Below are 25,445 nucleotides of genomic sequence, written 5' to 3' on the forward strand. Positions count from 1 at the left end.
GGTGGTGGACGCGGCGGCCGTGGGCCGCGCTGATCAGCCGGTCGGCCGCGTGCGGACGAGCAGGGTGGGACGAAACCGCATGACCGCGACATCGTCCTGATTGAACACGGTCAACTGGCTGATGACGAAGCCCATCTCGGGCCGGCTGGCCGAGCGCCGCGTTTCCAGAACCTCGGTTTCGCAGCGCAAGGTATCGCCCGGATAGACGGGCTTCAGCCAGCGCAGTTCGTCGACGCCGGGCGAGCCCAGGCTCTGAAAGCCCGTCTCGCGATAATAGGCGACGATCATCGCCATGGTCATCGATGCAGTGTGCCAGCCGCTGGCCGACAGCCGCCCGAAATGGGTCGCAGCGGCCGCCTCATCCGACAGGTGGAAAGGCTGCGGATCGTAGCGTGACGCGAAGGCGATCACCTCGTCGCGATCGACATGACACTCCCCGAACCGCGCCTTGTCGCCGACCGCGACGTCCTCCAGAAAGACCATCTTTTGCTCCCTTATCGTTTGAGTGCCCGCCGCAACGGCGCATCGGTGCCGTCCAGCCCCTGACCCGGCGGCAGCCCGATCAGGTCGCGAAGCATAGGCGCAACCGCGACATTGTCGAATGGCGCCAGCCGCACGCCTGGCCGGATGGCGGGGCCGTTGGCGATGAATATGGCGGCCATGCTGGGGGCGGCATTGTCATAGCCATGCGTGCCGCCAGTAAAGGGCTTTTCGGACGGCTTCGCCTTGATCAACCATCCGGGGTCCGCCAGGCAGAAATAGGGGGCGATCCGCGGATTGCGGCCATAATGGAAACGGGCGGGAATCTCGCTTTTGCGCCAGCAATCGACATGATCATGATGGCCGAGCAGGCGGCGTTCCAGCGCGGCCTCGTGGCCCGGTACCGCCTGGATCGCGGCGAAGGGGCCTTCCTCGATCACCTGATAATCGGCCGGATCGGCCAGATGGTCGAGCGCGATGACCCGGTCGCTGGAGATGGCGGCCATGCCATGGTCGGAGACGATGACCAGATTGGCCGGCTGCCCCAGCGTGGCGAGCCCATCCACCAACCGGCCGATCGCGACATCGACCGCCCGGATCGCGGTGTCGACCTGCGGCGAATCGGGGCCGCCGTCATGGCCGGCGGCGTCCACCTCATCGAAATACAGCGTCATGAAGCGGGGCCGGGTCGCGGCCGGCCGCCGCAGCCAGTCGATGATGGTATCCACCCGCTGGCGATCACTGACCGCGCCGTTGAACTGTTCCCAGTCATGCGGGCGGATGCCGCCTTCGACCTCATGATTCCAGCCCGATTGTCCCTTGCCGCCCCAGGCGATGTTGGAGCCCGGCCAGAACATCGTCGCGGTCGGAATGCCCGCCTTTTCGGCGGTGACCCAGATCGGCTCGGCGGCATTCCACCAATAGGGTTGGTCCGAGGCGTTGGTGAACCGCTCGCCGGGGCGCGTCGGGTCGAGGAAATTGTTGGCGACGATGCCATGCCGGTCGGGCACGACCCCGGTGACCAGCGTCCAATGGTTGGGAAAGGTCTTGGACGGGAAGGAGGGGCGCATAGCGCCGCTCGCGCCCGTCGCGGCCAGTCGCGACAGATGGGGTGTGACGCCGCGCGTCAGATAATCGGCGCGAAAGCCGTCGATCGAAACCAGGATGGTGACGGGCGCCCGTGCCTCGATCGGTGCGGCTCGCTGCGAAGCTGGCGACGGCGCAGCCGAGGCGATCGGCGGCAGCGCGGGGGGCGTGTAAGGATAGGCGCATCCGCTCATCAGCGCGACGAGCAAGGCAGGGGCCATGGCGGCAAGCGGGCGTCGGATCACGGGGAGAACTCGTCCTTTCATGGGATCGCGATAGCGTCGTCCATAGGGACAAGCGATGACCGAATCATGGCTTGGCGATTATCCGAGGCTCCGGCGTGCAGGAGCGTGGCCGTCAATCCACGGGGAAGTACCGGCGAACCTCGGCATCGGCATTGCGCAGCAAGGCGCGCAGCCGCTCGGCCGCCGCATCGGCGTGGTCGCCGGGCAGTCCGGCCATCGCCCATTCGCCGAAATGGCGATCCTCGACCATCCGGTCGTCGAGCACCTCGATATCGGTATGGCGGTGATCGTCCCTGATCCGCGCAAAGGCCTGCGCCACGCTGTCGGCCGGCCCTTCGAGAAGCTGGGTATAGTGGCCATCACGGACCCAGAGCAGGCCGGAGACGCCGTCCATGCCGTTGTTGCGGCGCGAGACGGTCAGGATCGCCTGCTGATCATCCCGATCGGCATTGCCGACGGCGCGGCTGGTATAGATCAGCCGGCGAAATGCGTTAACCTGGATCATGAGAAGATAGATATCGCGATATCTATCCGGCGCAAGGCCAAAGGTGCCGGGCGGCTCAGGTCCGCCCGGCGATCCTTGCTCAGACGTTGAAGCGGAACAGCATCACGTCGCCGTCCTGGACGACATATTCCTTGCCTTCGGCGCGCAGCTTGCCCGCGTCGCGCGCGCCGGCTTCGCCCTTGAACGCGACATAGTCGGCAAAGGCGATCGTCTCGGCACGGATGAAGCCGCGTTCGAAATCGCTGTGAATCTCGCCCGCCGCGTTCGGGGCCTTGGCGCCGCGATGGACAGTCCAGGCGCGGGCTTCCTTGGGGCCGACGGTGAAGAAGGTGAGCAGGTCGAGCAGCGCGTAACCGGCGCGGATCACGCGGGCGAGGCCGGTTTCCGACAGGCCCAGTTCCGACAGGAACTCGCCGCGATCCTCGGCCGGCATGGTCGCGATCTCGGCTTCGATCGCCGCCGACACGACGACGGCCTGCGCGCCCTCGGCTGCGGCCTTTTCGAACACGCGCTGCGAGTGGGCATTGCCGTTGGCGGCGTTCGCTTCCTCGACATTGCAGACATAGAGGACGGGCTTGGCGGTCAGAAGCTGGGCCTGGGCGAAGACCCGCGCTTCCTCTTCATCCTTGGGCTGGGTCAGCCGGGCGGGCTTGCCCTCACGCAGCAGCTCGAGCGTTTGGCCGAGGACCGAGGCGGCGATCTTGGCTTCCTTGTCGCCCTGCTGGCCCTTTTTGATGAAGGCGGGGACGCGCTTTTCCAGGCTCTCCAGGTCGGACAGCATCAGCTCGGTCTCGACCGTCTCGGCATCGGCGATGGGGTCGACCTTGCCCTCGACATGGGTGACGTCGCCATCCTCGAAGCAGCGCAGGACATGGACGATCGCGTCCACCTCGCGGATATTGCCCAGGAACTGGTTGCCCAGCCCTTCGCCCTTCGATGCGCCGCGCACCAGGCCGGCAATATCGACAAAGGCGAGCTGCGTCTCGATGATCTTGGCCGAGCCGGCGACCTCGGCGAGCTGATACAGGCGCGGATCGGGCACCGCGACATTGCCGACATTCGGCTCGATCGTGCAGAACGGATAATTGGCGGCCTGCGCCGCCGCCGTTTCGGTCAGCGCGTTGAAAAGGGTGGACTTGCCGACATTCGGCAGGCCGACGATGCCGCAGCGGAAACCCATGCGTCGCTTATCCTGTGGATCAAGGGGAAAGCGCCCCTCTAGCGACCATGGGGATATTTCTCAACCGATGGCCGCGCCGATGCGGGGCGCATCCATACCCACCCGCCGTTCAGGCTGAACGGGACTGGGGCGATTGTCAGGCCACGCCCACCATCATCGCGGCGGCCCAGCCGAGCAGCATCACCCCCAACGCACCCGAAAAGCCCATCAGCACCAGCCCCATATAATGGAGCATCGGCGGATTGGCGCGCTGCGCCTTCTTGTTGCGGCCGAGGCCCGACAGCACGAAGCTCGCCAACATGCCGAAGGTGAAGACAGCGAATTCGAGCATCAGGGATAACGTCCGAAATAGGGGTGCGATCGATTTCGTCTTAACCGAGATAAGTTAACGGCACGATATCGCCGCGACGAAGCGCTCTGCACGGTCGACGAGTTGTGGGAACTTTACGGCTCGTCGCGGGTGTGATGCGGGTCGTCGTGGGCGTTCCTAGCGGTAGTTGAAGCTGACGCTGATCCGCTCGCCCTTGGCCCCGTTGGGCACCACCTCGTGCCGCAACCAGCTTTCCCAGAGTAGCACCGTGCCCGGTTCGGGTGTCGCGGTGGCGAAGGTGGACAGGTCATCCGGTGCATCCGGGCGGCGGGGCGGGGCGGCCATCAGCATCGGCAGCCGCGGGTCCTCCAGCTTCAGCGCGCCCGAGCCCTGGGGCATGGCGACATAGAGTGTGCCCGACACCACGGAATGCGGATGGATATGTGCCGAATGATGGCCGCCGGGCTTGAGGACATTGACCCACAGGCTGTCGAGCTTGAGCTTGCGCCCGCCCAGGTCGAAGGCGCATTCCTCGGCGAAGCGCGCGACATGGCGGTCGAGCTTCTTGCGCAGATCGGCGAAGACCGGGTCGCGGATCGGCAGGTCGTTGAGCGAGGCATAGCTGGTATAGCCGCGATAGCCATGTTCCTTCGACCAGCGCCGGCCGGCGCGGTCGTCCTCGGCCAGCGCCCAGCAGCTCTGCTCGATCTCCTCGAGCAGCTCGGCGTCGTCCAACTGGCCTTCGTAGAGGAGCGAGGCAAAAAGGCGTCGCACGCTCACGCCGCATCCCCCAGTCGCAGCGCGATATCGTTGACGAAGCGGACATCGTCGCCCTCGGCCAGCCAATGTGCCTCCGCCGCCAGCGCGCCGAGCAGGTCGGACAGCGGCTCGATCTCGGCCTTGGCGTAGTTGCCCAGCACATAGCCGGTCACCCGGTCCTTATGCCCCGGATGGCCGATGCCCAGCCGCACGCGGCGGAAGTCCGGCCCCAGATGCTGGTCGATCGAGCGCAGGCCATTATGCCCCGCCGTCCCGCCGCCGGTCTTCACCTTCACGCGGAAGGGCACGATGTCGAGTTCGTCGTGAAAGACGGTCAGCGCCTCGACGCCCAGCTTGTAGAAGCGCAACGCCTCACCGACACTCCGCCCGCTTTCGTTCATGAAGGTCGCGGGCTTGAGCAGCAGGATCTTCTGCCCGCCGATCCGCCCTTCCTGTGTCCAGCCCTGGAACTGCTTCTTCACCGGGCCGAAACCATGCACCTCGGCAATGGCGTCGATCGCCATGAAGCCGACATTGTGGCGGTGCATCGCATATTGCGGCCCCGGATTGCCCAGCCCGGTCCAGACCTGCATGAGAATTTCCTTATTCGCGTCGTTGGGCTGGCCCCTAGCATCGGGGATGATCGGTTTCCAATGCGGGGTGAGCGTTGGGGCGTGGGCTTCGACTTCGCTCAGCCTGAACGGATGTTGGGATGTGAGGCCAAGCCTCCTTCGCTCCGTTCAGGCTGAGCGAAGTCGAAGCCCACGCCACCACCCCTCAAATCAACCCCTGCGCCCGCAAGCTGACATGCCCCGAGGTGCCGATGATCAGATGATCATGCACCGTGATCCCCAGTCGCTTGCCGGCCTCGGCGATCGCGCGGGTGACGTCGATATCGGCGCGGCTGGGAGAGGGATCGCCGCTGGGGTGGTTGTGCACCAGGATCAGCGCGGCCGAGCCGAAGTCGATCGCGCGGCGGATGACCTCGCGGATATAGACCGGCGCCTGGTCGATCGAACCTTCGCCCATCAATTCGTCGCGGATCAGCATGTTGCGAGTGTTGAGGTGCAGCACGCGGAACCGCTCCACCGCATGATGCGCCATGTCGGCGTGGAGATAGTCGAGCAGCGCCTGCCAGTTGGACAGGATGGGCCGCTTGGCCGCTTCCGCCTGCACCAGCCGCAGCGCGCAGGCATGGGCGATCTTGAGCGCCGCCGCCGCCGTCTCGCCGACTCCATCGACACGCCGGAGCGCGATCGGATCGGCGGTCAGCACGCCGCCGATATCATGAAATTCCCGCAGCAACGCCTTGGCGATTGGTTTCGTATCGCGCCGCGGTATCGCGGTCGTCAGCAGATATTCGATCAGTTCATGGTCGAGCAATCCACCGCCGCCCAGTAATCGATCGCGTAAGCGTGCGCGGTGTCCGGCATTGTCATTGGACCGGTCCTGATCGTCTTCACGCATGGCATGGCCCCCTTGGGGGCGACAGCATAAGGCGGGCGTCGGGAACTGTCTCCGGGCTTCGTGCGATTGCCTCGCGCGCTTCGGGACGGCTATGACGCAGGCCCATGCGGAGGGAGTGATATCGGGGTGGAGGGTACGGACGAGGAGGTTGCAGCGTCCGTCAGCCCGACCCGGCGTTTCCGGCGGCTGCAGCGTGTTCTGATCGGGCTGGCGCTGGTCCTGCTGGTCGCATTGATCGGCTTGTGGATCGCGCGAAAGCCATTGGCCGGCGATGTCGTCAACCGCGAACTGGCCCGTCGCGGCGTCCCGGCGCGCTATACCATCACCGATCTGGGATTGGGGCGGCAAAGGCTGACCAACGTCGTGATCGGCGATCCACGCCGGCCCGATCTGGTTGCCGACTGGCTGGAGACGCGTACCCGCCTGACCCTGTCGGGGCCGAAGGTGACCGGCGTGCGGGCCGGCCGCGTGCGGTTGCGCGGGCGACTGGTCGATGGCCGAATCAGTCTGGGCGCGCTCGACCGGTTGATGCCAGCTCCTTCCCCCCATTCCACCGCGCCCTTCGTCCTGCCTGCGCTGGACGTGGCGGTCGAGGATGGCGGCATCCGGCTGGAGACGCCTTATGGCGTGGTCGGATTGAGCCTGTCGGGGCGGGGCCGACTGAATGACGGTTTTTCGGGCAAGCTGGGGGCCGTCGCACCGCGATTGCAGGTGGGCGATTGCACCGCGACCGGGCTCGCCGCGCCGATGCGGGTGCGGATCGTCGATGAACGCCCGACGCTGAGCGGGCCGATGTCGCTCGAGGCGCTGGCCTGCGGCGATGTGGCAGTGTCGCGCTTGTCGGCCCGGACCGAGTTCACCTTGTCGAGCGCCCTGGATCATTGGCAGGGGCAGGCCCGCCTGCGTGGCGGCGCGATCCGGCACCCTTCTGTGGTGGCCGGTGCAATCGGCGGATCGCTGGATTTCGCCGGCGATGCCCGCGCCACCACGGGCCGGGTACAGATCATCGCCCGCAACCTGGCCGGGCAACCGGGCCGCGCCGAACGCGCGACGATCGCCGGCCAATATTTGCTCGGCCGCGTCGCACGCTTCGATGGCCGAGTGCAGCTTGGCGGCGCGCAGGTGGCGGGGACATGGCTCAGTCGGCTCGATGAATGGAGTCGGTCCGCGGCGGGTACGCCGGTCGGGCCGGTGGTCCGAAAAATGCTGAACGCGGCGCAGGGGGCCGGACGACGCTTCGCCCTGGACATGGCGCTGGCGCTCGATAGCGATCGGGGGCCACGCGGCCCCGGCTTTACGGTACGTGTGCCTCGCCTGTCCCTGGCCTCGGCCAGCGGTGGGCGGCTGGCCTTTGGCGGCGGCACCGGCCTGATCGGCGATGGCCGGGGGATTCGGTTCGACACCCGCCTGGCGATGCAGGGCGGTGGCCTGCCGAGCCTGCGTGCCACCCTTCGTCAGGATGCGCCGGGTGCGCCGATGCGCGGCACCGCGACGATGGCGCGCTATGACGCCGATGGCGCCAGCCTGGCGCTCGACCGGCTGGTCTTCCAGGCGGCGGCGAATGGCGAGACCCGGATCACCAGCCGCGTGGCGCTATCCGGTCCGATCAGCGGCGGGCGGATCGACGGCTTGGTCTTGCCCGTTACCGCGCGCTGGGATGGCCGGCGCCGGTTGTGGATCAATCCGGAGTGCCAGCCGCTGACGATCCGGAGTCTGGCCGTGTCGGGCCTGCGACTCGATCAGGTCGGCGTGCGGCTCTGCCCGCTCGACGGCGCGCTGGCGCGGCTGGATGGCCATCGGCTGAGCGGCGGGGCGCAATTGGGGGCGACCAGATTGGCCGGCCGGATCGGCAGCAGCCCGCTGGCGCTATCCGCGACCGGCGCGCGATTCGCACTGGCGGATCGTCGGTTCACCCTGAGCGGCGTGGAAAGCCGGATAGGACGCCCCGAATCCTTCACGCGAATCGATGCCGAGACATTAACCGGTCAGATCACCGCCGGGGGGATCGTCGGTCAGTTCACCGGCGGTGGCGGACAGGTGGGGCAGGTTCCGTTGCTGCTCGACCAGGCCGCGGGCGATTGGCGGCTGGCACAGGGCGTGCTGAGCCTGAACGGCGCGCTCCGCGTCCGCGACGCCCGGAGCGAATCGCCGCGCTTCCTGCCGATGGCGGCCCGGGGCGTCGCCCTCACCCTCAACGGCAGCCAGATCCACACGACCGGCACCTTGTTCGAGCCGACGCGGAACGTGAAGGTCGCCGATCTGGTCATCGACCATGCGCTGGACCGGGGCGCGGGGTCGGCGGATCTGGTGGTGCCCGGCATCACCTTCGGCAAGGATTTCCAGCCCGAATTGCTGACCCCGGTCACCTTCGGCGTCATCGCCGATGTGAAGGGAAGCATCGCGGGGCGCGGGCGGATCCTATGGGATGGGCAAGGGGTCAGGTCGACCGGCCAGTTCGGGACGCAAAGCCTTGATCTGGCCGCCGCCTTTGGTCCGGTGACGGGCATTGCGGGCACGATCCGCTTCACCGATCTGCTGGCGCTGGAAAGCGCACCACATCAGGAAGTGACGATCCGCACCGTCAATCCGGGCATCCAGGTGACGAACGGCGTCGTGCATTATCAGACGCTGTCGGGCACGCGCATCCGCGTCGAGGATGGCCGCTGGCCCTTTGCCGGCGGCGAGCTGACGCTCGATCCGACGCTGCTCGACTTCTCGCAGCCGGTCGAGCGGCGGATGACCTTTCACGTCAATGGTGCGGCGGCGGACCAGTTCCTGCTGCAATTCGACTTTCAGAATCTCAACGCGACCGGGGTGTTCGACGGTACGCTGCCGATGATCTTCGATGAACGCGGCGGGCGGATCGAGGGCGGGCGGCTGGTCGTGCGGCCCGGTGGCGGCAGCATCGCCTATCTGGGCGAACTCAGTCAGAAGGATCTGGGCTTATGGGGCAATCTGGCCTTCGGCGCGCTGCGCTCGCTCAACTATCGGTCCTTGCGGATCGACATGAACGGGCCGCTGGCGGGTGAGATGGTCACCGATGTCCGCTTCGCCGGCATCAGCCAGGGCAAGGGCGCGAAGTCGAACTTCCTGATCCGCCGGCTGCAAAAGTTGCCGTTCGTGTTCAACGTGCGGATCAAGGCGCCCTTCCGCGGGCTGCTCGATTCGGCGCAGTCCTTTTACGATCCGCGCCGCCTGATCCAGCGCAATCTGCCCGCGCTTTTGGAAGAGCAGAACAAGCGCGCGGCGCCGCCCACACCCGCCAATCCCACCATTCAGCCTTCGGCAAGCGAGACCGTGCCATGACCGTAACAGGATTGAAAATGCTGGACAGGATGCCGATCTTGAATGCGACACGATGGATGCCGGTCGCGCTGGTGCTGGCGAGCGGGGGATGCGTCAACATCTCCGCGCCGGACAAGCCGATCGAGATCAATCTGAACATCAATGTGACGCAGGAAGTGGTATATCGCCTGGATGGCGAGGCGAAATCGCTGATCCAGCAGAATCCGGGGATATTCTGATGAAGACGAAGATGGTGATGGCGGCCCTGGGCGCGATGGCGCTGATCGGCGTATCGGGCATGGCAATGGCGCAGCGCGATCCGGCCTATGCCGCCGCGCGCGCGGCGGGGCAGGTGGGCGAGCAGCCCGACGGCTATCTGGGCATCGTCGGTGCCGCCACGGCCGAGCTTCGCGCGCTGGTCAACAATATCAATATCCAGCGCAAGGCGGCCTATACCCAAAAGGCGCAGGCGAGCGGCGCGACCGTCGAGCAGATGGCCTTTACCAGCGGCTGCAACCTGATCGCGCAGACCGCGCCGGGCGAGAAGTACAAGACACCCGAGGGCGTGTGGAAGACCCGCACGAGCGCCCCCCCGGAGCGTGCCCCCGCCTGCGTCTGATCCTCGTTTGAAGGCCGGGAGCGATGGTTTCGCTGTCGCTCCCGCGCAACAATCCTTAACACATCTGTCACAACGCTACCCCCAAGCGGTTGACTTGGGGGGAGGGGCTTTCTAAACGGGCCTCGCCTTGGCGGGGTCGCTCGCCGTTCGCGCGCATTCTCCCCTTCGGTGACGAAAACAGGTGAGGGTGGCTGCGTGGCGGAGACGGAACCCGGACAGGACTTTGGCGATGCGGACGATCCGCGTCTGGCCGCGCTGGATCAGCGATTGGCTAAGGCGAAAGCGGAAGGCGCCTCGCGGCAGGGGGTGAAGGTGGACGCCGACAGGGGTTATTCCCAGGGCAGCCGCGTCATCTCCGCGCTGATCGGAAGTCTTGTCGGCAGTGCGTTGATCGGCTGGCTCTTCGACCGCTGGTTCGGCACCGCACCCTGGGCCCTGATCGTGATGCTGTTCCTGGGGATCGGCGTGGCGTTCAGGCAGATCATTCGGATTTCTGGTGAGCGCCCGGAGTAACCGGGCGTTCGTCATATGTGGGAACGAAGCAGCGTGGCGGCAGAATCGGGCGGCAAGATTGATCCGATGCACCAGTTCCTGATCGAGCCGGTGCTCGGTCGGCACTGGGTGGTCGGCGGCTACGACCTTTCCTTCACCAATTCCGCTTTGTGGATGGTGGCGACGCTGGTTGCGCTGTGGATTTTCATGATCGGCGGTATGAAGCGCGATCTGGTCCCCGGGCGCTGGCAGGCGGCGGTGGAGGGCTTCACCGGCTTCGTCAATTCGATGCTGACGTCGAATATCGGGCCGGAGGGCAAGCGCTTCCTGCCCTACGTCTTCTCGCTGTTCATGTTCATCCTGTTCGCCAACGTGCTGGGCCTGCTGCCCTTCGGCGTGGTGCCGGGTGTCCATCCCTTCACGGTGACCAGCCATGTGACCGTGACCGGCGTTCTGGCGCTGATTTCGTTCGCGATCGTGCTGATCGTCGGCTTCGGTCGCCACGGTTTTCACTTCTTCGCGCTGTTCGTGCCGCACGGCACGCCGCCGCTGATGATTCCGCTGATCTTCGTGGTCGAGCTGATGAGCTTCCTGGTGCGCCCCTTCTCGCTGGGTCTGCGACTGTTCGTCGCGATGACCGCGGGGCACATTCTGCTGAAGGTTCTCGCTGCCTTCGTCATCAACGGCATCAACATGGGCCCCGGTTACGCCGCGCTCATCACGCTGCCGAGCTTCCTGCTGATGATCGGTATCACCCTTCTCGAACTGCTGGTCGCCGCGATCCAGGCCTATGTCTTCGCGCTGCTGACCTCGGTCTATCTGAACGACGCGGTCAACCTGCACTGATCCGGGGAGCCGGACCGGGCGGGCGGCCTCGCCGCACGACTTGAATACCCAAACGACCCTTTTTGAACTGGAGTGATTGAAATGGACGCAGAAGCCGCGAAGCTGATCGGTGCCGGTCTGGCCGCTATCGGCATGGGCATCGCCTCGCTCGGCGTGGGCAACGTGTTCGCCAAGTTCCTCGAAGGCGCGCTGCGCAATCCGGGTGCGGCGGACAGCCAGCAGGGCCGCCTCTTCATCGGTTTCGCCGGTGCCGAGCTTCTGGGCCTGCTCGCCTTCGTGACGATGATCATCCTGGTGTTCGTCGCCTAATCATTCGGATCGGCCGGGCGGCCCCCACGTCGCCCGGTGGATATGGCAACGAGGACTCCATGCCCCAGATAGCACAGATCAGTGCGACCTATGCGTCGCAGATCTTCTGGCTCCTGATCACCTTCGGCCTGCTGTATTTCGTGGTCGGTCGTGGGATGGTGCCCAAGATTCAGGCGACCGTCGACGCTCGCGAAGGCCGTATCGCCGGCGATCTGGCGGCGGCGGAGGCCGCGCGTGCCGAGGCCGACCGGGTCGAGGCGGCATGGCGGGCCGAGATGGACGCGGCGCGTGCCGCGGCCATGGCGGAAACCAACGCCGCCAAGGCGCGTGCCACCCATGCGTTCGAGGCACAGGTCAAGGCCGCCGACGCCGACCTGCACGAGCGGCTGAGCCATCATGATCTTGCCATCGCCAATGCCAAGGTCGAGGCGATGGCCAATCTTCAGTCCGTGGCGGCCGAGGCCGCGCGCGATCTCGTCGCCAAGCTGTCCGGCGTCCAGGTGGGCGAGGATGCAGCGGCCGACGCGGTGCGAAAGGTAAGCGCGCATGGCTAATCATTCCGCGAATGGCGTGCTGACCAATGGCGATGCGCTGGTCGCGCAGAACCTGGCGGATGCGGCATCGGCCGAGGGCATGGCCCCGCGTCCGATCCGTGAAGGCGATGGCCTGACCGGCAACACGGTCGCGCCGGCTGAGGCCGAACATCATGCCAGCCCGACCGCGCTGGGTTTCGATTCGACCGGCTGGGTGGCGCTCGCTGCTCTGGTCGTGCTGATCGGGATGCTGGTGAAGAAGGTGCCCGCGATGATCGGGCGCTCGCTCGACCAGAAGATCGCCGGCATCCGCGCCCAGCTCGACGAAGCGACCAAGCTGCGTCAGGAAGCCGAAGCGCTGAAGGCCGAATATGAAGCCAAGGCCAAGGCCGCGCATGCCGATGCCGAGGCGATGCGCGTCCAGGCCCAGCATGAGGCGGGTCAGCTGCTCAGCAAGGCCAAGGCCGATGCCGAGGCGCTGATGGAGCGTCGCGCCAAGATGGCCGAGGACAAGATCGCCGCCGCAGAGCGCGCCGCGCTGGCCGAGGTTCGCGCCCGCGCCGCCGAGGCCGCCGCCAGGGCCGCCGGCCTGCTGATCGCCGAGCACCACTCGGCCGATGCCGACCGGGCGATGATCGACCGCACCATCGCGGGGCTCGGTCGCCCGAACTGATCGGCTTCAGGGCCGGAGACAGGACCGCGCTTCGGGTTGGCCCGAGGCGCGGTTCGGTCGTTTTTGGGCTTCCCTCGCCTCCGTTCAGGCTGAGCGAAGTCGAAGCCCAAGGGAATCCCTCTTCCCCTCACGCAGATGGGGCAGGGCGTAGGCTTCGACTTCGCTCAGCACGAACGGAGGGTGGGAGTTATGCGAAGTTCTGTGGGCCCAATCCCTCAACACATAGCCCGCCGCCAAGGCGGGTCCGCATCGCCGTCTCTTTCGGGTTTCCGGCGACGATGCCCATATCCCCGAGCCCGTGACAAAGGAGACGCTTCCGATGGCATGGGTCATTCTGGGCATTGCCGTGATTACCGAGATCTGCTGGGCGCTCAGCCTGAAATGGGCGGCGACCGTCGCCACCTGGCAGGCGTCGAGCGTGCCGATCATCCTCAGCTTCGTGAACATGGGCCTGTTGGCGCTAGCGATGCGCGGGCTTCCGGCGGGCACTGCCTATGCGGTGTGGACCGGCCTGGGCGCGGTCGGCGTCGTGATCGGCGGGGCCGTCGTGTTCGGCGACAAGATCGCTCCGATCCAGGCGGGCTTCATGGTCCTGACCATCATCGGCGTGATGGGCACCAAGCTCTTCGCGCAGGGCTAACTCCAATTCCTCCCCTGTAAGGGGAGGGGGACCAGCGAAGCTGGTGGAGGGGCGTCGCCGCTGATGGTGACACCCCTCCGTCAGTCCTTCGGACTGCCACCCCCCTTACAGGGGAGGAGTTATCTCTATATCCTCCGCACATCCGCGCGAACAAAAAACCTTCGCGTCTTCGCGGCTTCGCGTGAACCAAAACCCACCGCACAGGGTAGCGATCGGCCCGCTGCACCCCTAAATCGCACCCGATGTCCGAGCCTCCCGTCGACCGTTTCAACGAAGAGAAATCCACCTTCACCCTGCGCGGGGCCGATGCGCCCGATCTGAAGGCGGGGGTGGCGGCGATCCGCAACGTGCTGGCCACGCTGCCGCTGCGTCCCGGCGTGTACCGGATGCAGGATGCGCGCGGCGATGTGCTGTATATCGGCAAGGCGCGCGCGCTGAAGAACCGCGTCGCCAATTACACCCAGGTCGATCGCCTCCCCAAGCGGCTGCAACGCATGGTGTCGCAGACCCGGTCGATGACCATCGTCACCACCAACAACGAGGCCGAGGCGCTGCTGCTCGAGGCGCAGCTCATCAAGCGCTATCGGCCGGCCTTCAACGTCCTGTTGCGCGACGATAAGAGCTTCCCCTTCATCCTGTTGCGCAACGACCATGACTTCCCTCGCATCCAGAAGCATCGCGGGGCGCGGCGGGCGGTCGGCAATTATTACGGCCCCTTCGCCAGCGCGGGCAGCGTCAACAACACGCTGAACGCGCTGCAAAAGCTGTTCCTGCTGCGCTCGTGCACCGACAGCTTCTTTAAGGGGCGCGACCGGCCGTGCCTGCTCTACCAGATCAAGCGCTGCTCGGCGCCCTGCGTTGGCCGGATCGACGAGGCCGCCTATGCCGAACTGGTCGCCGATGCGAAGAACTTCCTGGGTGGCAAGTCGACCCAGGTCCAGGCCAAGCTCGGCAAGCAGATGCAGGACGCGGCCGAGGCGATGGATTTCGAGCTGGCGGCGATTCTCCGCGACCGGCTGAAGGCGCTGACCTTCATCCAGGGGACGCAGGCGATCAACGCAGAGGGTGTGGGCGACGCCGATATCTTCGCGCTGGCCTGTCGCGACGGGGTGATGGGCATCCAGGCCTTCTTCATCCGCGGCGGCCAGAATTGGGGGCATCGCAGCTTCTTTCCCGCGCACACTACCGATGTGCCCGAGGAGGAGGTGCTGACCAGCTTCCTCAGCCAATTCTATGAGGAAGTTCCGCCCGCCAAGATGATCCTGCTCGATCGTGAATTGCCCGAAGGTGCGCTGTTGACCGAGGCATTGGGCGAGCGGGCGGGCTATAAGGTGCAGCTGGCCGTGCCGCAGCGGGGCGACCGTCGCCGCCTGCTCGATCAGGCCAAGCGCAATGCGGTCGAGGCGCTCGACCGGCGGCTGGCCGAGTCGACGACCCAGGCCAAGCTGCTGCGCGAGGTGGCGGACTTCTTCGACCTGTCCGAACCGCCGCAGCGAATCGAGGTCTATGACAACAGCCATATCCAGGGCACCAACGCGCTGGGCGCGATGGTCGTGGCGGGGCCGGAGGGTTTCCAGAAAGGCCAGTATCGCAAGTTCAACATCAAGGGGAACGAGGCGGCGACCAATGACGATTTCGGCATGATGCGCGAAGTCTTCCGCCGCCGTTTCGCGCGCCAGCTGGAAGAGAACCCCGACCGAGACGACGCGACCTGGCCCGATCTGGTGCTGATTGATGGCGGACGCGGCCAGCTCAACGCAGCAAAGGCGGTGCTGGAGGATCTGGGCATCGAGGATGTCTGCTTGGTCGGCGTCGCCAAGGGCCCGCATCACGGCCGCGAGGGGCGCGAGGTCTTCCACATGATGGACGGCAGCGAACGCATGCTGCCGGTCAACGCGCCGCTCCTCTTCTACCTCCAGCGGTTACGTGACGAGGTCCACCGCTTCGTGATCGGCGCGCACCGCGACAAGCGCGCCAAGGCGATTGGCGCGAGCCCGCTGGACGAAGTGCCCGGCATCGGCCCGGCGCGGAAAAAGGCGCTGCTGATGCACTTCGGCACGGGCCGGGCGGTGCGCAATGCCAGCCTGGAGGATTTGCGGAAAGCGCCGGGGGTCAGTCAGGCGGTCGCGCAGCAGGTTTACGACTTTTATCATAGCCGGTGAGGGCGCGCCGCCGCCGTCAGTAGAAGCTGCGCAATGTGATGGTCCGCGAGGTGCCATCGCAGAGTGTCAGCACATGTTTGGTTCCTGGGGCGGCGTGAGCGAAATAATCTTCGACCAGATTCTTCGAAACGGCCCTTTGATCGATCGCGCATATTTCATCGCCTGGTTCCAGATTGGCGGCAGCCGCTGGCGATCGGCTCATGACATGGGCGACCGATAGCCGTCCGTTCCGGGTATATCCCTGTATGCCCGATGTGCTTCGATAAGCGGGCTTCAGCGATGGCACGCGTGGTTCCAGCAGCATCCGTCCCGCTGTCAGGTCGACCGTCATATTGTAGGCGCGCAGTACCCCCATTCCGACCAGAGCCTGTATCTCTTTTGATCCCCACCAGTTTGCGTGCTCGACAGTCGCGTAAGCATCCGGAACTTTGTTCTTCCCGAGCATGAAGTCCGTCAATCGGCCGAGGGGTTGGACCACGGTGCCTCCTGCGCCGACCGACCCGATATCCGTCTGTGGCTTGAACCCCGTACGCTGGGCCGCCGCTGATGAGAGTGAAACCTCGCTGTCGCTGCCGGTGTCGATCATGGTCGGAGATACGGACTTGCCATTGATCGACACGTTGGTGACCAGTCTTGAGTTGTTTGGTCCCACTCTGATCGGGATGCCGTCGGCAACCGGGATCGATCCGCTTCTCATCAATCGGAAACGATGATGATCCTGGTCGATCTGCCATTCGAATGGCCCAAGCAAGGGCAGGCCGATGACCACTTCGACATCGGTGAGACCTACGGCGTTCAGGCGGCTGAGATCGGTGACGGTGAACGCGGCGGGCTTCACGGTGCGAATTCCGCCAACGTCCAGTGTGACGGACGGAGTGGTGTAAAGCTGCGTCGCGCCACCCACACTTTCCGGTTTGGCCCAGAGCGTCAGAGGAAGATGATGCGCGTCCGCATAGGCCTTGCTCACAACAAGTTGGTCGACGCCCGTATCGATCATCGCTTTCGTGGGGCGGCCGTTCAAGACGACAGGGATGATGAGATCGCTTTCAGGGTCGAAATCGATCCAGCCTGATCCGGCATCTGGTATCCAGAACACTGGCCGGTCGGTGAACGTGGCGGGTAAGGCGGGGGGCGCCTCTTGCGCGTGAATGGCCGAAATTGGTGTGAAAGCTGCCGCGCAGGCTGCGAGCAACGCACAAGTCGTTCGTGCTTCCCACGTCCGCATTCGGACGTTTGACGCAACCCCAATCGCCGATGATTTCGTCGAAATAATTGTCATATCAACGTTTTTCATTTTTCTTCGACTTCATATTGGGTGCGCTTTCACGCGAAGATGACGTATTGGCTGTCATGGCGGCAAGTTAGAAATGTCATGGATCAACGGTATCCGAAAGCGGCATTTCCCGTGCGTTTCTTATTCAAGGCAGAGGGGCTGTTGATGAGTCGAGCTTGGGTGCGGTGAGGCATGATCATACTTCCAGCCGCAGTGCTAGATTATTGCGTCAAAGCGCCCGCTGCGCTTCCAGTCATAGTCTAAATAACTGGGGAGTTGCTTTTTTAAGCCGATTTTGACTGCCAGTTGTCGATTGTTTTTTGAGGCTCGTGGCGTTGCTTCGAAGAATAAGCAGGGTCTTGGCGAAGGCTACTATCCGCTGGTCATCCATGGCATCCCGCCCCATTCCCCCCTACATCCCTGCCCATGCACCGGGTCGCCCCCGCCATCATCCTGTCGGTCCGGCCGCATGGCGAGCATGGGGCGATCGTGCGGGCCCTGACCCGTGACGATGGCGTGCAGCCCGGCTATGTCCGGGGTGGGCGGTCGCGGGCGCTGCGGCCCGTGCTGCAACCGGGGAATGCCATTATCGGCGAGTGGCGGGCGCGGACCGCAGAGCAATTGCCCGCGCTGACCCTCGAGCCGGGGCATAGCCGCGCCGGGCTGCACGGCGAGCCGTTGGCCGCCGCCGGGATCGAGTGGCTTTGCGCGCTGACGGCGGCCGCATTACCCGAGGAGCAGCCTTATCCGATCCTGTACGACGCGCTCGACGCGGTGCTGACCGCGATTGAGTCGGCGCCCTCGGCGCGGGGCTGGGCGGGGGCTTTAGTGCGCTATGAGCTGCTGTTGCTGGGGCAACTGGGCTTCGGGCTCGATCTGGAGCGGTGCACCGTGACCGGCGGGACGGACGACCTCGCCTTTGTCAGCCCGAAGAGCGGGGCGGCGGTGTCGGTGGGGGCGGCCTTTGGTTATGAGGCGCGGCTGTTTTCGCTGCCGCTTTTCCTGCGCGAAGGCGGGGCGGCGGACTGGCCCGATATCTTTGCCGCAGGCCGCATCACCGCGCATTTCCTGGCACGCGATATCCTGGCCGGTCTGCGCCATGATCCCATGCCCGCCCGCGCGCGGCTGTTCGATCGGTTCAAAAGGGCGGTTGCGTGAGGCCCGCCCGCTAAGGCAAAGGGCGCTCCGAACATCGATAGGAAGGGGCCAGCCATGGCATTGATCGCGATCCTCGCCGGTGACGGCATCGGCCCGGAAGTGACGGCGGAAGCGCGGCGCGTGCTGGAGGCGCTGGACCTCGGCTTGACCTTCGAGGAGGCCAAGGTCGGCGGCGCGGCCTATGAGGCGGCGGGTCATCCGCTGCCCCCGGAGACGCTGGAGGTGGCGGGCCGCGCGGATGCGCTGCTGTTCGGCGCGGTCGGCGATCCACGCTTCGACACTTTGGAGCGCGCGCTTCGGCCGGAACAGGCGATCCTGGGGCTACGCAAGGCGTTCGGGCTGTTCGCGAACTTGCGCCCCGCACGCCTCTTCGAGGGGCTGGAGGATGCCAGCTCGCTGCGCCCCGACATCGCGCGCCGGATCGACATGGTGATCGTCCGCGAGCTGACCGGCGACGTCTATTTCGGCGCAAAGGGCCGCGGCACCACCGAGGCGGGCCTGCGCGAGGGCCATGACCTGATGCGCTATGACGAGGAAGAGGTCGCGCGGATCGCCCGTGTCGGCTTCGACACCGCAATGCGCCGCCGTCGTCGCCTGTTGTCGGTGGACAAGGCCAATGTGCTGGAAACCTCGCAGTTGTGGCGTGACGTGGTGATCGAGGTGGCGAAGGATTACCCCGAGGTCGCGCTCGAGCATATGTATGTCGACAATTGCGCGATGCAGCTGGTGCGCGATCCGGGCCAGTTCGACGTGATCCTGACCGGCAATCTGTTCGGCGATATATTGTCGGATCAGGCGTCGATGTGCGCCGGGTCGATCGGAATGCTGCCCTCCGCCGCGCTGGGGGCGACGGGCAAGGGCCTGTACGAGCCGATCCATGGTTCGGCCCCAGACATTGCGGGTCAGGGCAAGGCCAATCCGTGTGCGGCGATCCTGTCCTCGGCGATGATGCTGCGTCACTCGCTGGGCTTGGGCGAGGCCGCGGACCGGATCGACGCGGCGGTGGCGGGGGCGATCCGTGACGGCGCGCGGACCGGCGATCTGGGCGGCAGCCTGTCGACCCGTGCCATGGCCGACGCGATCCTCGCCCGACTCTGATCCTCATGGGCGCGCTCCTCGAACTTGCGGTCGTCATTCCGACCTTTAACGAGCGCGCCAATGTGCCCGTGCTCATCGCCAAGCTCGACCAGGCGCTGGCGGGGCGGGCCTGGGAAGCGATCTTCGTCGACGACAACAGCCCCGACGGCACCGCCGACGCCGCGCGTGAACTGGCGCGGGTGGATGTCCGCGTGCGCGTGATCCAGCGGATCGGGCGGCGTGGCCTGTCCTCCGCCTGTATCGAGGGGATGTGCGCCACCGCCGCGCCGATCGTCGCGGTGATCGACGGCGACTTGCAGCATGACGAGACGCTGCTGCCCAGGATGCTCGACCGGTTGCAGGCGGAAGGCGACCTCGATCTGGTGGTGGGCTCGCGCTTCGTCGATGGCGGCGGGACAGGCGACTGGGACCGCGATCGCGTCGCCAAGTCGGCCTTTGCGACCAAGCTGTCGCAGCGGGTGCTGAACGTGAACCTGTCCGACCCGATGAGCGGCTTCTTCATGGTCCGCACGGCGGTTGCGCGCGAGACGGTGCCGCATCTGTCGGGGATCGGGTTCAAGATCCTGCTCGACATCATGAGCGCCTCGCCACGCCCCTTGCGCGCCGCCGAGATGCCGTACGTCTTCCGCCTGCGGACCGAGGGCGAGTCGAAGCTCGATCATGTCGTGGCGATGGAATATCTGATCGCGCTCTACGACCGTCGTTTCGGCAAGGTGGTGCCGGTGCGCTTCGCCATGTTTTCGGCAATCGGGGTGCTGGGCGTGGGCGTGCATATGGCGGTGCTCAGCCTGTTCTTCGTCCTGCTGGGGGTGAACTTCCTCGCCAGCCAGATCGTCGCGGTCGCCGCCGCGATGACGTTCAACTTCTTCCTGAACAACGCGCTGACCTATCGTGACCGGCGGTTGCGGGGTTTCCGGCCCTTGCTCGACGGCTGGGTGTCCTTCTGCCTGGTCTGCGCGGTCGGGGCGATCGCCAATGTCGGCGTCGCGGCCTTCCTGCATGACGCGCGCGCCAATGAATGGGCGGTATCGGCGCTGATCGGCGTGCTGGTCGGCGCTGTGTGGAACTACGCGCTGTCGTCGCGGTTCGTGTGGGGGCGGTATTGAGCAACTCCCTTGGGCTTCGACTTCGCTCAGCCTGAACGGATTTCAGGACCTCACTCCGTTCGCACTGAGCGAAGGCGAAGTGCACGCCCCGAACCTCACCGCCAATCCGCAAACCAGGCCCAGCGCAGGAAGGAGCGCGGTCCCGCCAGCGCTCCCGCCGTCAGGATCGGATAGAAATAGACGAACAGGCAGATCGCGGCGACCAGATAGGCCTCGTCCCAATCGCGCAGCACCGCGCGCCAGCGATCAATCGCCACTGCCAGCACAACCGACAGCCAGATCGCCGGCAGGAAGTAATAATAATAAAAGCCCAGTGATTTCGGGATGATCGCCCAGACCGCAAACCCGCCGATCCACAGTGCCGCCGCGACGCCCAACCGCACCTCGCGCCCACGCAGCCATCCCAGCGCGCATGCCGCCACTGCGACCAGCCCACCCCACATCACCGCCGGATTGCCCAGCAGGAAAATGCCCCGCTGCGCACCATCGGCGACCTCATAGAAATACCAGATCGGCCGCCCGATCACGGGCCAGCTCCACCATGTCGACTGATAGGCGTGCGGTGGCAGTATCTGGGTCTGGCGGGCGTACATCTCCAGTTGGAACGGGAGCAGCCGCGCCAGTGTCATCGGCTCGGAGATGTAGAAAAAGGCGGGGGCGAACGTCACGGCATAGGCAAGCCCCGCGCCCACACCCAACAAGGCCCAGGCTGACCACCAGCACAGGCCCGGCCAACGCGACGGATCGCCATGCTTCAACATCACGAAACCGATCGCGGCATAGCCCAGATACGGCACGGCGGCCCATTTGACGCCCACCGCCAGCCCCAGCAGCACGGCCCCCAGCGTCCAGCGCCACCGGCTCTGCGCTACGCTGCCCCGCATCGCCCAGCCCATCGCTGCGACCGCCAGCACGACGAACGCCGCCATGAACCCATCGAGCATGGCGATCCGCGCCTGGACCAGCACCAGGAAGTTGACGATGGTCAGCACCGCCGCCATCGCCGCGGCCCGGGTCCGCAGCGTCATCAGCCAAGTGATCGCGAACACGCCCCCGACGATCGCCGTCCCCGCTAACGTCGACAGCGCACGCCAGCCCAAAGGATTGTCACCAAATAGCGCGATGCCCGCGGCGATCAGTGCCTTGCCGAGCAGCGGATGCTCGATATTCACCGGCCCAGACAGCGCCAGCAGCGTCCGCGCGGCGGGGACATAATGCACCTCGTCGAAGACCAGCGTGTGCGGGGTAGTGAGGCGCCAACTGAAGATCGTCTGGGCGATGGCCAGCAGGGCCAGCAGCGCCGGAGCCGGGCGCGAAAAAAGTGCGAATAGGCGATGCATGGGCATGTCATGGCCGTCCGGCCGGGCCGGAGCAACGGGATAAAGGTGGAGAAATCTCTCCTCCGTAGTGGACCCAAAAGACCATGACGCAGCGCCAGCTATCAGGCAGGATAAGATTATAGAAATACGGTATTTAGGGATGAGGGTGGCCAAATTTCGAGGCAGCTATGGCGAACTCAAGGCGATCGTCGACGGTATAGCGAAGTCCGGCACATGGTCGGAAGGCAAGGACGGGCATAAATGCTTCCGAGCGAAGACCGGTGAAATACTCAACTGGTGGGAAGGAAGCGGAACCTTCAACTGTCAGGGGGCGAATTCGGAGGCGTTCATGGCGGAGGTTCAGGCTGCGATGGGCAGTCCCGTGCCCGTCGCGAAAGCGATGGATGCGACGAAGATATTCTTGGTCCACGGGCATGACCGCGATGCACGCGATCAATTAGAGCTCGTCTTGCTTCGACTGGGTCTGCAGCCCTTCATCCTGCAGAATTCGGACGGCGGAGGAAAGACGATCGTGGAAGCGCTGGAGCAGCATATCTATAAAGAATCGGCGTTCGGCATCGTATTGCTGACGCCCGACGATTTTGGTTATGCCAAAACCGGCACCGAGGCGGACCGCCAGCCGAGGGCGCGCCAGAATGTCATTCTTGAGATGGGCATGGTCATGGCGGCCTTGGGCCGCGAAAAGATGGCCATTATTCAAAAGGGTATATTGGAGCGTCCTTCGGACACGGACGGTATCTTGCGGATCGGCTTCAACGATCATGTTCGCGAGATCGTGCCGAGCCTAGTCCAGCGGCTGCAAGCCGCTGGTTTTGAAATCTCGGCGGGGATGATCGCTGCGGCGTCGGCCTGAAGGTTTTGGCCCGCGCGGCGTGGACTTAATCGGTTGTGAGAAATGCATCGGGCGGGGCAGATACCCTTGCCCGATGCGGCAATTCCGATCGTCTTCCCTTAAGGAAAGCGTCGGGTGAACTGCGGTTGACGCTTGGTCAGCGGACCGCCGCTGCCTGGTTGGCGACGATCGCGTCGCGCTGTTCCTGGCTCATCGCGCTGGCGTTGACGTCCGCCGCCTTGATCGCGTCGGCGCGGTCTTCGGCATAGTCGCGGGTGTTCTCGGCACGGTTGTCGAGCATCTTGGCTTCGTTGCGTAGCGCGTCGGCCTGGGCCTCCATGGTGTCGGCGCGGTTGTCGGCGGCGTTCTCGACGCGATCCGCCAGCTTTTCGGTGCCTTTGCTGTTGCACGCGGACAGCGAAACCAGGCTCATGGCCAGCAACATCCCGATACGGGTCTTCATCGTCATTCTCCCCTGTTGGATTCGGCGGGAATAACCGGACGGGGCGTATTTTCGTTCCGCTCGAGTAACGGCGACATTAAGGCGGTCGTTCCCGGAGGCGGAATCGCGAATATCCTTGAACCCTGTGTCCCGGACCGGCAAATGGGCGGGCATGAAGCGCAAGACTGGCCAGGACCGTTCGATCACCACCAAATGGCGCCCCGCGACACAGGCCGTGCGTGGTGGCACCGCGCGGTCGGAATATGGCGAGACGTCCGAGGCGCTCTTCCTGACCTCGGGCTATTGCTATGACCGAGCGGGCGATGCCGCCGCGCGGTTCGCGGGCGAGCAGGGGGGAATGACCTATTCCCGCCTCCAGAACCCGACCGTCGAGATGCTGGAGCAGCGTATCGCGCTCCTGGAGGGCGCCGAGGCGTGCCGGACCATGGCGTCGGGCATGGCGGCGATGACGGCGGTGCTGCTCTGTCAGTTGCAAGCGGGCGACCATCTGGTCGGTGGGCGTGCGGCGTTCGGGTCGTGCCGTTGGCTGACCGACACGCTGCTGCCCAAGTTCGGCATCGCGACCACCGTGATCGATGCACGCGATCCGCAGGCGTTCCTGGATGCCGTCCGCCCCGAGACGAAGGTCTTCTTCTTCGAAACGCCCGCCAATCCGACGATGGACGTCGCCGACCTTCAGGCGATCTGCGACATCGCGCGTGAGCGGGGGATCACCACGGTCGTCGACAATGCCTTTGCGACGCCGGCACTCCAGCGGCCGATGGATTTCGGCGCGGACGTCACCGCCTATTCCGCCACCAAGATGATGGACGGACAGGGTCGCGTGCTGGCCGGGGCGGTGTGCGGTTCGGAGGATTTCATTACCAACACGCTGCTGCCCTTCACCCGCAACACCGGCCCGACCCTGTCGGCGTTCAACGCCTGGGTGGTGCTGAAGGGGCTGGAGACGCTGGACCTGCGCATCCATCGCCAGTCGGAATCGGCGATCAAGGTGGCCCAGTTCCTGGAAACCCGCGTGCCGCGCGTGCTGTGCCCGGGCCTGCCCAGCCATCCCCAGCATGAACTGGCGATGCGCCAGATGAAGGCGGCGGGCAGCATCTTCGCGATCGAACTCGATGGCGGCCGCGAACAGGCCCACGGGCTGCTCGATGCGCTGGAGCTGATCGACATCTCCAACAATATCGGCGACTCGCGCTCGCTGATGACGCATCCTGCCTCGACCACCCATGCCGGCGTCGCCGAGGACAAGCGGGTCGAGATGGGCATCGGCGAGGGGATGCTGCGCCTGAATGTCGGGCTGGAGGATGCGGACGACCTGATCGACGATCTCGACCAGGCGCTCCGCGTCGTGGGTCTGTGAAGGCGCTCTTCTCCCATGCGCTGACCACCGGGCCGGTGACGGTCCGGGTGTCGGTCAGCTATCTGCCCGAACAGTCCGAGCCGCAGCGCGGACGCTGGTTCTGGGCCTATCATGTCCGCATCGAGAATGATGGCGACCAGCCGGTCCAGTTGCTGACCCGCCGCTGGATCATCACCGACGGACGCGGTGCGCGCCATTCGGTCGAGGGCGAGGGCGTGGTCGGCGAACAGCCGGTGATCCAGCCGGGCACCGCTTATGACTATGTCTCAGGGTGCCCGCTGGCGACGACCAGCGGCGCGATGCAAGGCAGTTACCGCATGGTCGGGGCGGACGGCGTGACCTTCGATGCCGCCATCCCCCATTTCGCGCTGATCGCGCCGGCGGTGGAATCGTGAAGCGGACGCATCTGCCGCTCAACGGCCTGCGTGTGCTGGACGCGGCGGCGCGCCACCTGAGCTTTACCCGGGCGGCGGACGAACTGGCGGTGACCCCGGCGGCGGTGGGGCAGCAGATCCGTGCATTGGAGGATACGCTTGGCGTCGTGCTGTTCCGCCGCACGACGCGCGGACTGGAGTTGACGCCCGAGGCGGAGGCGGGGCTTGCCCCTTTGCGCGCCGGTTTCCTGCAATTCGAGGATGCGGTGCGCGCGATGCAGGCGGGTCAGTCCTCCAAGTCGTTGACCATCGCGGCACCGCGCGACGTGACCGAGAAGTGGCTGATGCCGCGCCTCGCCGCCATCGCCGCGAGCGACCCCGATTTGCGCTTCTCGCTGATCGCATCGGATGAGGGGCTGGATTTCACCGAGGCCAATCTGGACCTCGCCATCCGCTGGGGTGATGGCCCCGGCGGCCTGGAAGGCGAGGCGATCGAGTCGGACGGGATGGTCGCGATCGGCGCACCGGGCGGTCCGGCCGATGCCCCGCTGATCGCCTGGCCCGGCGCGCCGGAGGACGGTGCGCCGCTGGTCCGCGTGACCGATGCCGGGCTGGCGATCGATGCGGTGGCGGCGGGGCTGGGCCGGGCGGTGGTGCCGCATCTGCTTGCCGAGCGCGATCTGGCCGAGGGCCGGGTGATTGCAACCGGTGAGGCCGTACCGTCGCGCATGGGTTACTGGCTGGTCGCGCCGCTGCCGCAATGGCGCCAGCAAAAGGTCAGGGCGCTGGTCGAGGCGCTGGGCGGCTAGATCATCTACCTCCAGTAGATGGCCTTCTATTCCTCCCCTGT

Annotated in this window: 28 protein-coding genes; 17 read left to right on the forward strand and 11 right to left on the reverse strand. The window is 65.6% G+C overall.

The window, feature by feature from the left end:
• Nucleotides 1–33 precede the first annotated feature (33 nt).
• The 8 genes from SP6_RS14255 to radC all read right to left on the reverse strand — a co-directional run bounded on the left by SP6_RS14255 (nt 34) and on the right by radC (nt 6,032).
• The gene (locus SP6_RS14255; RefSeq protein ID WP_007406952.1) at nt 34–483 is read right to left on the reverse strand and encodes a MaoC family dehydratase; all 450 of its coding nucleotides are present in this window, start codon (nt 481–483) and stop codon (nt 34–36) included.
• A gap of 11 nt (nt 484–494) precedes the next feature.
• Nucleotides 495–1,811: an alkaline phosphatase family protein gene (locus tag SP6_RS14260; protein ID WP_007406945.1), complete on the reverse strand. Its 1,317-nt coding sequence runs from the start codon at nt 1,809–1,811 to the stop codon at nt 495–497.
• 112 nt (nt 1,812–1,923) lie between these two features.
• Nucleotides 1,924–2,316 (reverse strand): BLUF domain-containing protein, encoded by a 393-nt coding sequence (locus SP6_RS14265; protein WP_007406954.1) that lies wholly within the window; start codon nt 2,314–2,316, stop codon nt 1,924–1,926.
• 79 nt (nt 2,317–2,395) lie between these two features.
• Nucleotides 2,396–3,496, reverse strand: a complete 1,101-nt coding sequence (gene ychF, locus SP6_RS14270; protein WP_007406956.1) for a redox-regulated ATPase YchF — start codon at nt 3,494–3,496, stop codon at nt 2,396–2,398.
• A gap of 136 nt (nt 3,497–3,632) precedes the next feature.
• Entirely contained in the window at nt 3,633–3,827 is a 195-nt protein-coding gene (locus SP6_RS14275) for a hypothetical protein (RefSeq protein WP_007406969.1), read from the reverse strand.
• A 156-nt stretch (nt 3,828–3,983) separates the two neighbouring features.
• On the reverse strand, nt 3,984–4,586 hold the full coding sequence (locus tag SP6_RS14280; RefSeq protein WP_037570091.1) for a TIGR02466 family protein: 603 nt from the start codon (nt 4,584–4,586) through the stop codon (nt 3,984–3,986).
• Entirely contained in the window at nt 4,583–5,158 is a 576-nt protein-coding gene (gene pth / locus SP6_RS14285; RefSeq protein ID WP_007406961.1) for an aminoacyl-tRNA hydrolase, read from the reverse strand. Before pth ends, SP6_RS14280 begins: the two co-directional genes overlap by 4 nt.
• 184 nt (nt 5,159–5,342) lie before the next feature.
• The gene (radC, locus tag SP6_RS14290; protein WP_007406951.1) at nt 5,343–6,032 is read right to left on the reverse strand and encodes a RadC family protein; all 690 of its coding nucleotides are present in this window, start codon (nt 6,030–6,032) and stop codon (nt 5,343–5,345) included.
• A gap of 126 nt (nt 6,033–6,158) precedes the next feature.
• Between radC and SP6_RS14295 the strand changes: the two genes are divergently transcribed.
• From SP6_RS14295 to uvrC, 10 genes are all read left to right on the forward strand, one after another.
• Nucleotides 6,159–9,338 (forward strand): intermembrane phospholipid transport YdbH family protein, encoded by a 3,180-nt coding sequence (locus tag SP6_RS14295; RefSeq protein ID WP_007406963.1) that lies wholly within the window; start codon nt 6,159–6,161, stop codon nt 9,336–9,338.
• A gap of 29 nt (nt 9,339–9,367) precedes the next feature.
• Nucleotides 9,368–9,556, forward strand: a complete 189-nt coding sequence (locus tag SP6_RS14300; protein ID WP_227876580.1) for a YnbE family lipoprotein — start codon at nt 9,368–9,370, stop codon at nt 9,554–9,556.
• A complete protein-coding gene (locus SP6_RS14305) occupies nt 9,556–9,936 on the forward strand; it encodes a YdbL family probable chaperone protein (protein WP_007406959.1) in 381 nt (126 codons plus the stop codon). Before SP6_RS14300 ends, SP6_RS14305 begins: the two co-directional genes overlap by 1 nt.
• Nucleotides 9,937–10,131: 195 nt before the next feature.
• Nucleotides 10,132–10,449: an AtpZ/AtpI family protein gene (locus SP6_RS14310; protein WP_007406968.1), complete on the forward strand. Its 318-nt coding sequence runs from the start codon at nt 10,132–10,134 to the stop codon at nt 10,447–10,449.
• A gap of 33 nt (nt 10,450–10,482) precedes the next feature.
• Nucleotides 10,483–11,274 carry a F0F1 ATP synthase subunit A gene (locus tag SP6_RS14315; RefSeq protein WP_007406946.1) on the forward strand — a complete coding sequence of 264 codons (792 nt, stop codon included), beginning with the start codon at nt 10,483–10,485 and terminating at the stop codon, nt 11,272–11,274.
• 81 nt (nt 11,275–11,355) lie between these two features.
• The gene (locus SP6_RS14320; protein WP_007406947.1) at nt 11,356–11,583 is read left to right on the forward strand and encodes a F0F1 ATP synthase subunit C; all 228 of its coding nucleotides are present in this window, start codon (nt 11,356–11,358) and stop codon (nt 11,581–11,583) included.
• A 59-nt stretch (nt 11,584–11,642) separates the two neighbouring features.
• Nucleotides 11,643–12,137: a F0F1 ATP synthase subunit B family protein gene (locus SP6_RS14325; RefSeq protein WP_007406942.1), complete on the forward strand. Its 495-nt coding sequence runs from the start codon at nt 11,643–11,645 to the stop codon at nt 12,135–12,137.
• A 16-nt stretch (nt 12,138–12,153) separates the two neighbouring features.
• Entirely contained in the window at nt 12,154–12,789 is a 636-nt protein-coding gene (locus SP6_RS14330) for a F0F1 ATP synthase subunit B family protein (RefSeq protein WP_007406967.1), read from the forward strand.
• Nucleotides 12,790–13,108: 319 nt separating this feature from the next.
• Nucleotides 13,109–13,429: a DMT family transporter gene (locus tag SP6_RS14335; RefSeq protein ID WP_007406955.1), complete on the forward strand. Its 321-nt coding sequence runs from the start codon at nt 13,109–13,111 to the stop codon at nt 13,427–13,429.
• Nucleotides 13,430–13,671: 242 nt separating this feature from the next.
• The gene (gene uvrC, locus SP6_RS14340; RefSeq protein WP_007406964.1) at nt 13,672–15,591 is read left to right on the forward strand and encodes an excinuclease ABC subunit UvrC; all 1,920 of its coding nucleotides are present in this window, start codon (nt 13,672–13,674) and stop codon (nt 15,589–15,591) included.
• 16 nt (nt 15,592–15,607) lie between these two features.
• Here the strand turns inward: uvrC and SP6_RS14345 are convergent, their stop codons facing one another.
• A complete protein-coding gene (locus tag SP6_RS14345) occupies nt 15,608–16,885 on the reverse strand; it encodes an aspartyl protease family protein (RefSeq protein ID WP_082052528.1) in 1,278 nt (425 codons plus the stop codon).
• Nucleotides 16,886–17,290: 405 nt separating this feature from the next.
• On the opposite strand from SP6_RS14345, the gene recO reads away from it, so the two are divergent.
• From recO to SP6_RS14360, 3 genes are read left to right on the forward strand one after another with little or no spacing between them, the layout of a single operon-like run.
• Complete coding sequence (gene recO, locus SP6_RS14350) at nt 17,291–18,022, forward strand: DNA repair protein RecO (RefSeq protein WP_007406949.1); 732 nt, start codon at nt 17,291–17,293, stop codon at nt 18,020–18,022.
• A gap of 54 nt (nt 18,023–18,076) precedes the next feature.
• A complete protein-coding gene (gene leuB / locus SP6_RS14355; RefSeq protein WP_007406957.1) occupies nt 18,077–19,120 on the forward strand; it encodes a 3-isopropylmalate dehydrogenase in 1,044 nt (347 codons plus the stop codon).
• A 5-nt stretch (nt 19,121–19,125) separates the two neighbouring features.
• Nucleotides 19,126–20,226, forward strand: a complete 1,101-nt coding sequence (locus SP6_RS14360) for a glycosyltransferase family 2 protein (RefSeq protein ID WP_007406953.1) — start codon at nt 19,126–19,128, stop codon at nt 20,224–20,226.
• 95 nt (nt 20,227–20,321) lie between these two features.
• Here SP6_RS14360 and SP6_RS14365 read toward each other — a convergent pair whose 3' ends face one another.
• Nucleotides 20,322–21,566 (reverse strand): phospholipid carrier-dependent glycosyltransferase, encoded by a 1,245-nt coding sequence (locus SP6_RS14365; RefSeq protein ID WP_007406944.1) that lies wholly within the window; start codon nt 21,564–21,566, stop codon nt 20,322–20,324.
• Between the two features lie 145 nt (nt 21,567–21,711).
• Here SP6_RS14365 and SP6_RS14370 point away from each other — a divergent pair, with 145 nt between their 5' ends.
• The gene (locus SP6_RS14370; protein WP_007406950.1) at nt 21,712–22,419 is read left to right on the forward strand and encodes a TIR domain-containing protein; all 708 of its coding nucleotides are present in this window, start codon (nt 21,712–21,714) and stop codon (nt 22,417–22,419) included.
• Between the two features lie 136 nt (nt 22,420–22,555).
• Here SP6_RS14370 and SP6_RS14375 read toward each other — a convergent pair whose 3' ends face one another.
• On the reverse strand, nt 22,556–22,861 hold the full coding sequence (locus SP6_RS14375; protein WP_037570097.1) for a hypothetical protein: 306 nt from the start codon (nt 22,859–22,861) through the stop codon (nt 22,556–22,558).
• A gap of 151 nt (nt 22,862–23,012) precedes the next feature.
• Between SP6_RS14375 and SP6_RS14380 the strand changes: the two genes are divergently transcribed.
• The 3 genes from SP6_RS14380 to SP6_RS14390 are packed head-to-tail and all read left to right on the forward strand — an operon-like array spanning nt 23,013 to nt 25,404.
• Nucleotides 23,013–24,221 carry a trans-sulfuration enzyme family protein gene (locus tag SP6_RS14380; RefSeq protein ID WP_007406943.1) on the forward strand — a complete coding sequence of 403 codons (1,209 nt, stop codon included), beginning with the start codon at nt 23,013–23,015 and terminating at the stop codon, nt 24,219–24,221.
• The gene (apaG, locus tag SP6_RS14385) at nt 24,218–24,616 is read left to right on the forward strand and encodes a Co2+/Mg2+ efflux facilitator ApaG/CorD (RefSeq protein WP_007406960.1); all 399 of its coding nucleotides are present in this window, start codon (nt 24,218–24,220) and stop codon (nt 24,614–24,616) included. The genes SP6_RS14380 and apaG overlap by 4 nt, the downstream gene beginning before the upstream one ends.
• Nucleotides 24,613–25,404, forward strand: a complete 792-nt coding sequence (locus SP6_RS14390; RefSeq protein ID WP_037570078.1) for a LysR family transcriptional regulator — start codon at nt 24,613–24,615, stop codon at nt 25,402–25,404. Before apaG ends, SP6_RS14390 begins: the two co-directional genes overlap by 4 nt.
• Nucleotides 25,405–25,445: the final 41 nt, after the last annotated feature.

This window comes from Sphingomonas paucimobilis NBRC 13935, assembly GCF_000739895.2.
Classification (GTDB): domain Bacteria; phylum Pseudomonadota; class Alphaproteobacteria; order Sphingomonadales; family Sphingomonadaceae; genus Sphingomonas; species Sphingomonas paucimobilis.

Coding starts and splice junctions, on each gene's coding strand:
- SP6_RS14255 (WP_007406952.1), bottom strand. CDS start 483: ATGGTCTTTCTGGAGGACGTCGCGGTCGGCGACAAGGCGCGGTTCGGG.
- pth (WP_007406961.1), bottom strand. CDS start 5,158: ATGCAGGTCTGGACCGGGCTGGGCAATCCGGGGCCGCAATATGCGATG.
- SP6_RS14325 (WP_007406942.1), top strand. CDS start 11,643: ATGCCCCAGATAGCACAGATCAGTGCGACCTATGCGTCGCAGATCTTC.
- SP6_RS14335 (WP_007406955.1), top strand. CDS start 13,109: ATGGCATGGGTCATTCTGGGCATTGCCGTGATTACCGAGATCTGCTGG.
- leuB (WP_007406957.1), top strand. CDS start 18,077: ATGGCATTGATCGCGATCCTCGCCGGTGACGGCATCGGCCCGGAAGTG.
- SP6_RS14305 (WP_007406959.1), top strand. CDS start 9,556: ATGAAGACGAAGATGGTGATGGCGGCCCTGGGCGCGATGGCGCTGATC.
- SP6_RS14375 (WP_037570097.1), bottom strand. CDS start 22,861: ATGAAGACCCGTATCGGGATGTTGCTGGCCATGAGCCTGGTTTCGCTG.
- SP6_RS14365 (WP_007406944.1), bottom strand. CDS start 21,566: ATGCATCGCCTATTCGCACTTTTTTCGCGCCCGGCTCCGGCGCTGCTG.
- ychF (WP_007406956.1), bottom strand. CDS start 3,496: ATGGGTTTCCGCTGCGGCATCGTCGGCCTGCCGAATGTCGGCAAGTCC.
- SP6_RS14275 (WP_007406969.1), bottom strand. CDS start 3,827: ATGCTCGAATTCGCTGTCTTCACCTTCGGCATGTTGGCGAGCTTCGTG.
- SP6_RS14360 (WP_007406953.1), top strand. CDS start 19,126: ATGGGCGCGCTCCTCGAACTTGCGGTCGTCATTCCGACCTTTAACGAG.
- recO (WP_007406949.1), top strand. CDS start 17,291: ATGCACCGGGTCGCCCCCGCCATCATCCTGTCGGTCCGGCCGCATGGC.
- SP6_RS14345 (WP_082052528.1), bottom strand. CDS start 16,885: ATGAAAAACGTTGATATGACAATTATTTCGACGAAATCATCGGCGATT.
- uvrC (WP_007406964.1), top strand. CDS start 13,672: ATGTCCGAGCCTCCCGTCGACCGTTTCAACGAAGAGAAATCCACCTTC.
- SP6_RS14300 (WP_227876580.1), top strand. CDS start 9,368: ATGCCGATCTTGAATGCGACACGATGGATGCCGGTCGCGCTGGTGCTG.
- SP6_RS14265 (WP_007406954.1), bottom strand. CDS start 2,316: ATGATCCAGGTTAACGCATTTCGCCGGCTGATCTATACCAGCCGCGCC.
- SP6_RS14380 (WP_007406943.1), top strand. CDS start 23,013: ATGAAGCGCAAGACTGGCCAGGACCGTTCGATCACCACCAAATGGCGC.
- SP6_RS14320 (WP_007406947.1), top strand. CDS start 11,356: ATGGACGCAGAAGCCGCGAAGCTGATCGGTGCCGGTCTGGCCGCTATC.
- radC (WP_007406951.1), bottom strand. CDS start 6,032: ATGCGTGAAGACGATCAGGACCGGTCCAATGACAATGCCGGACACCGC.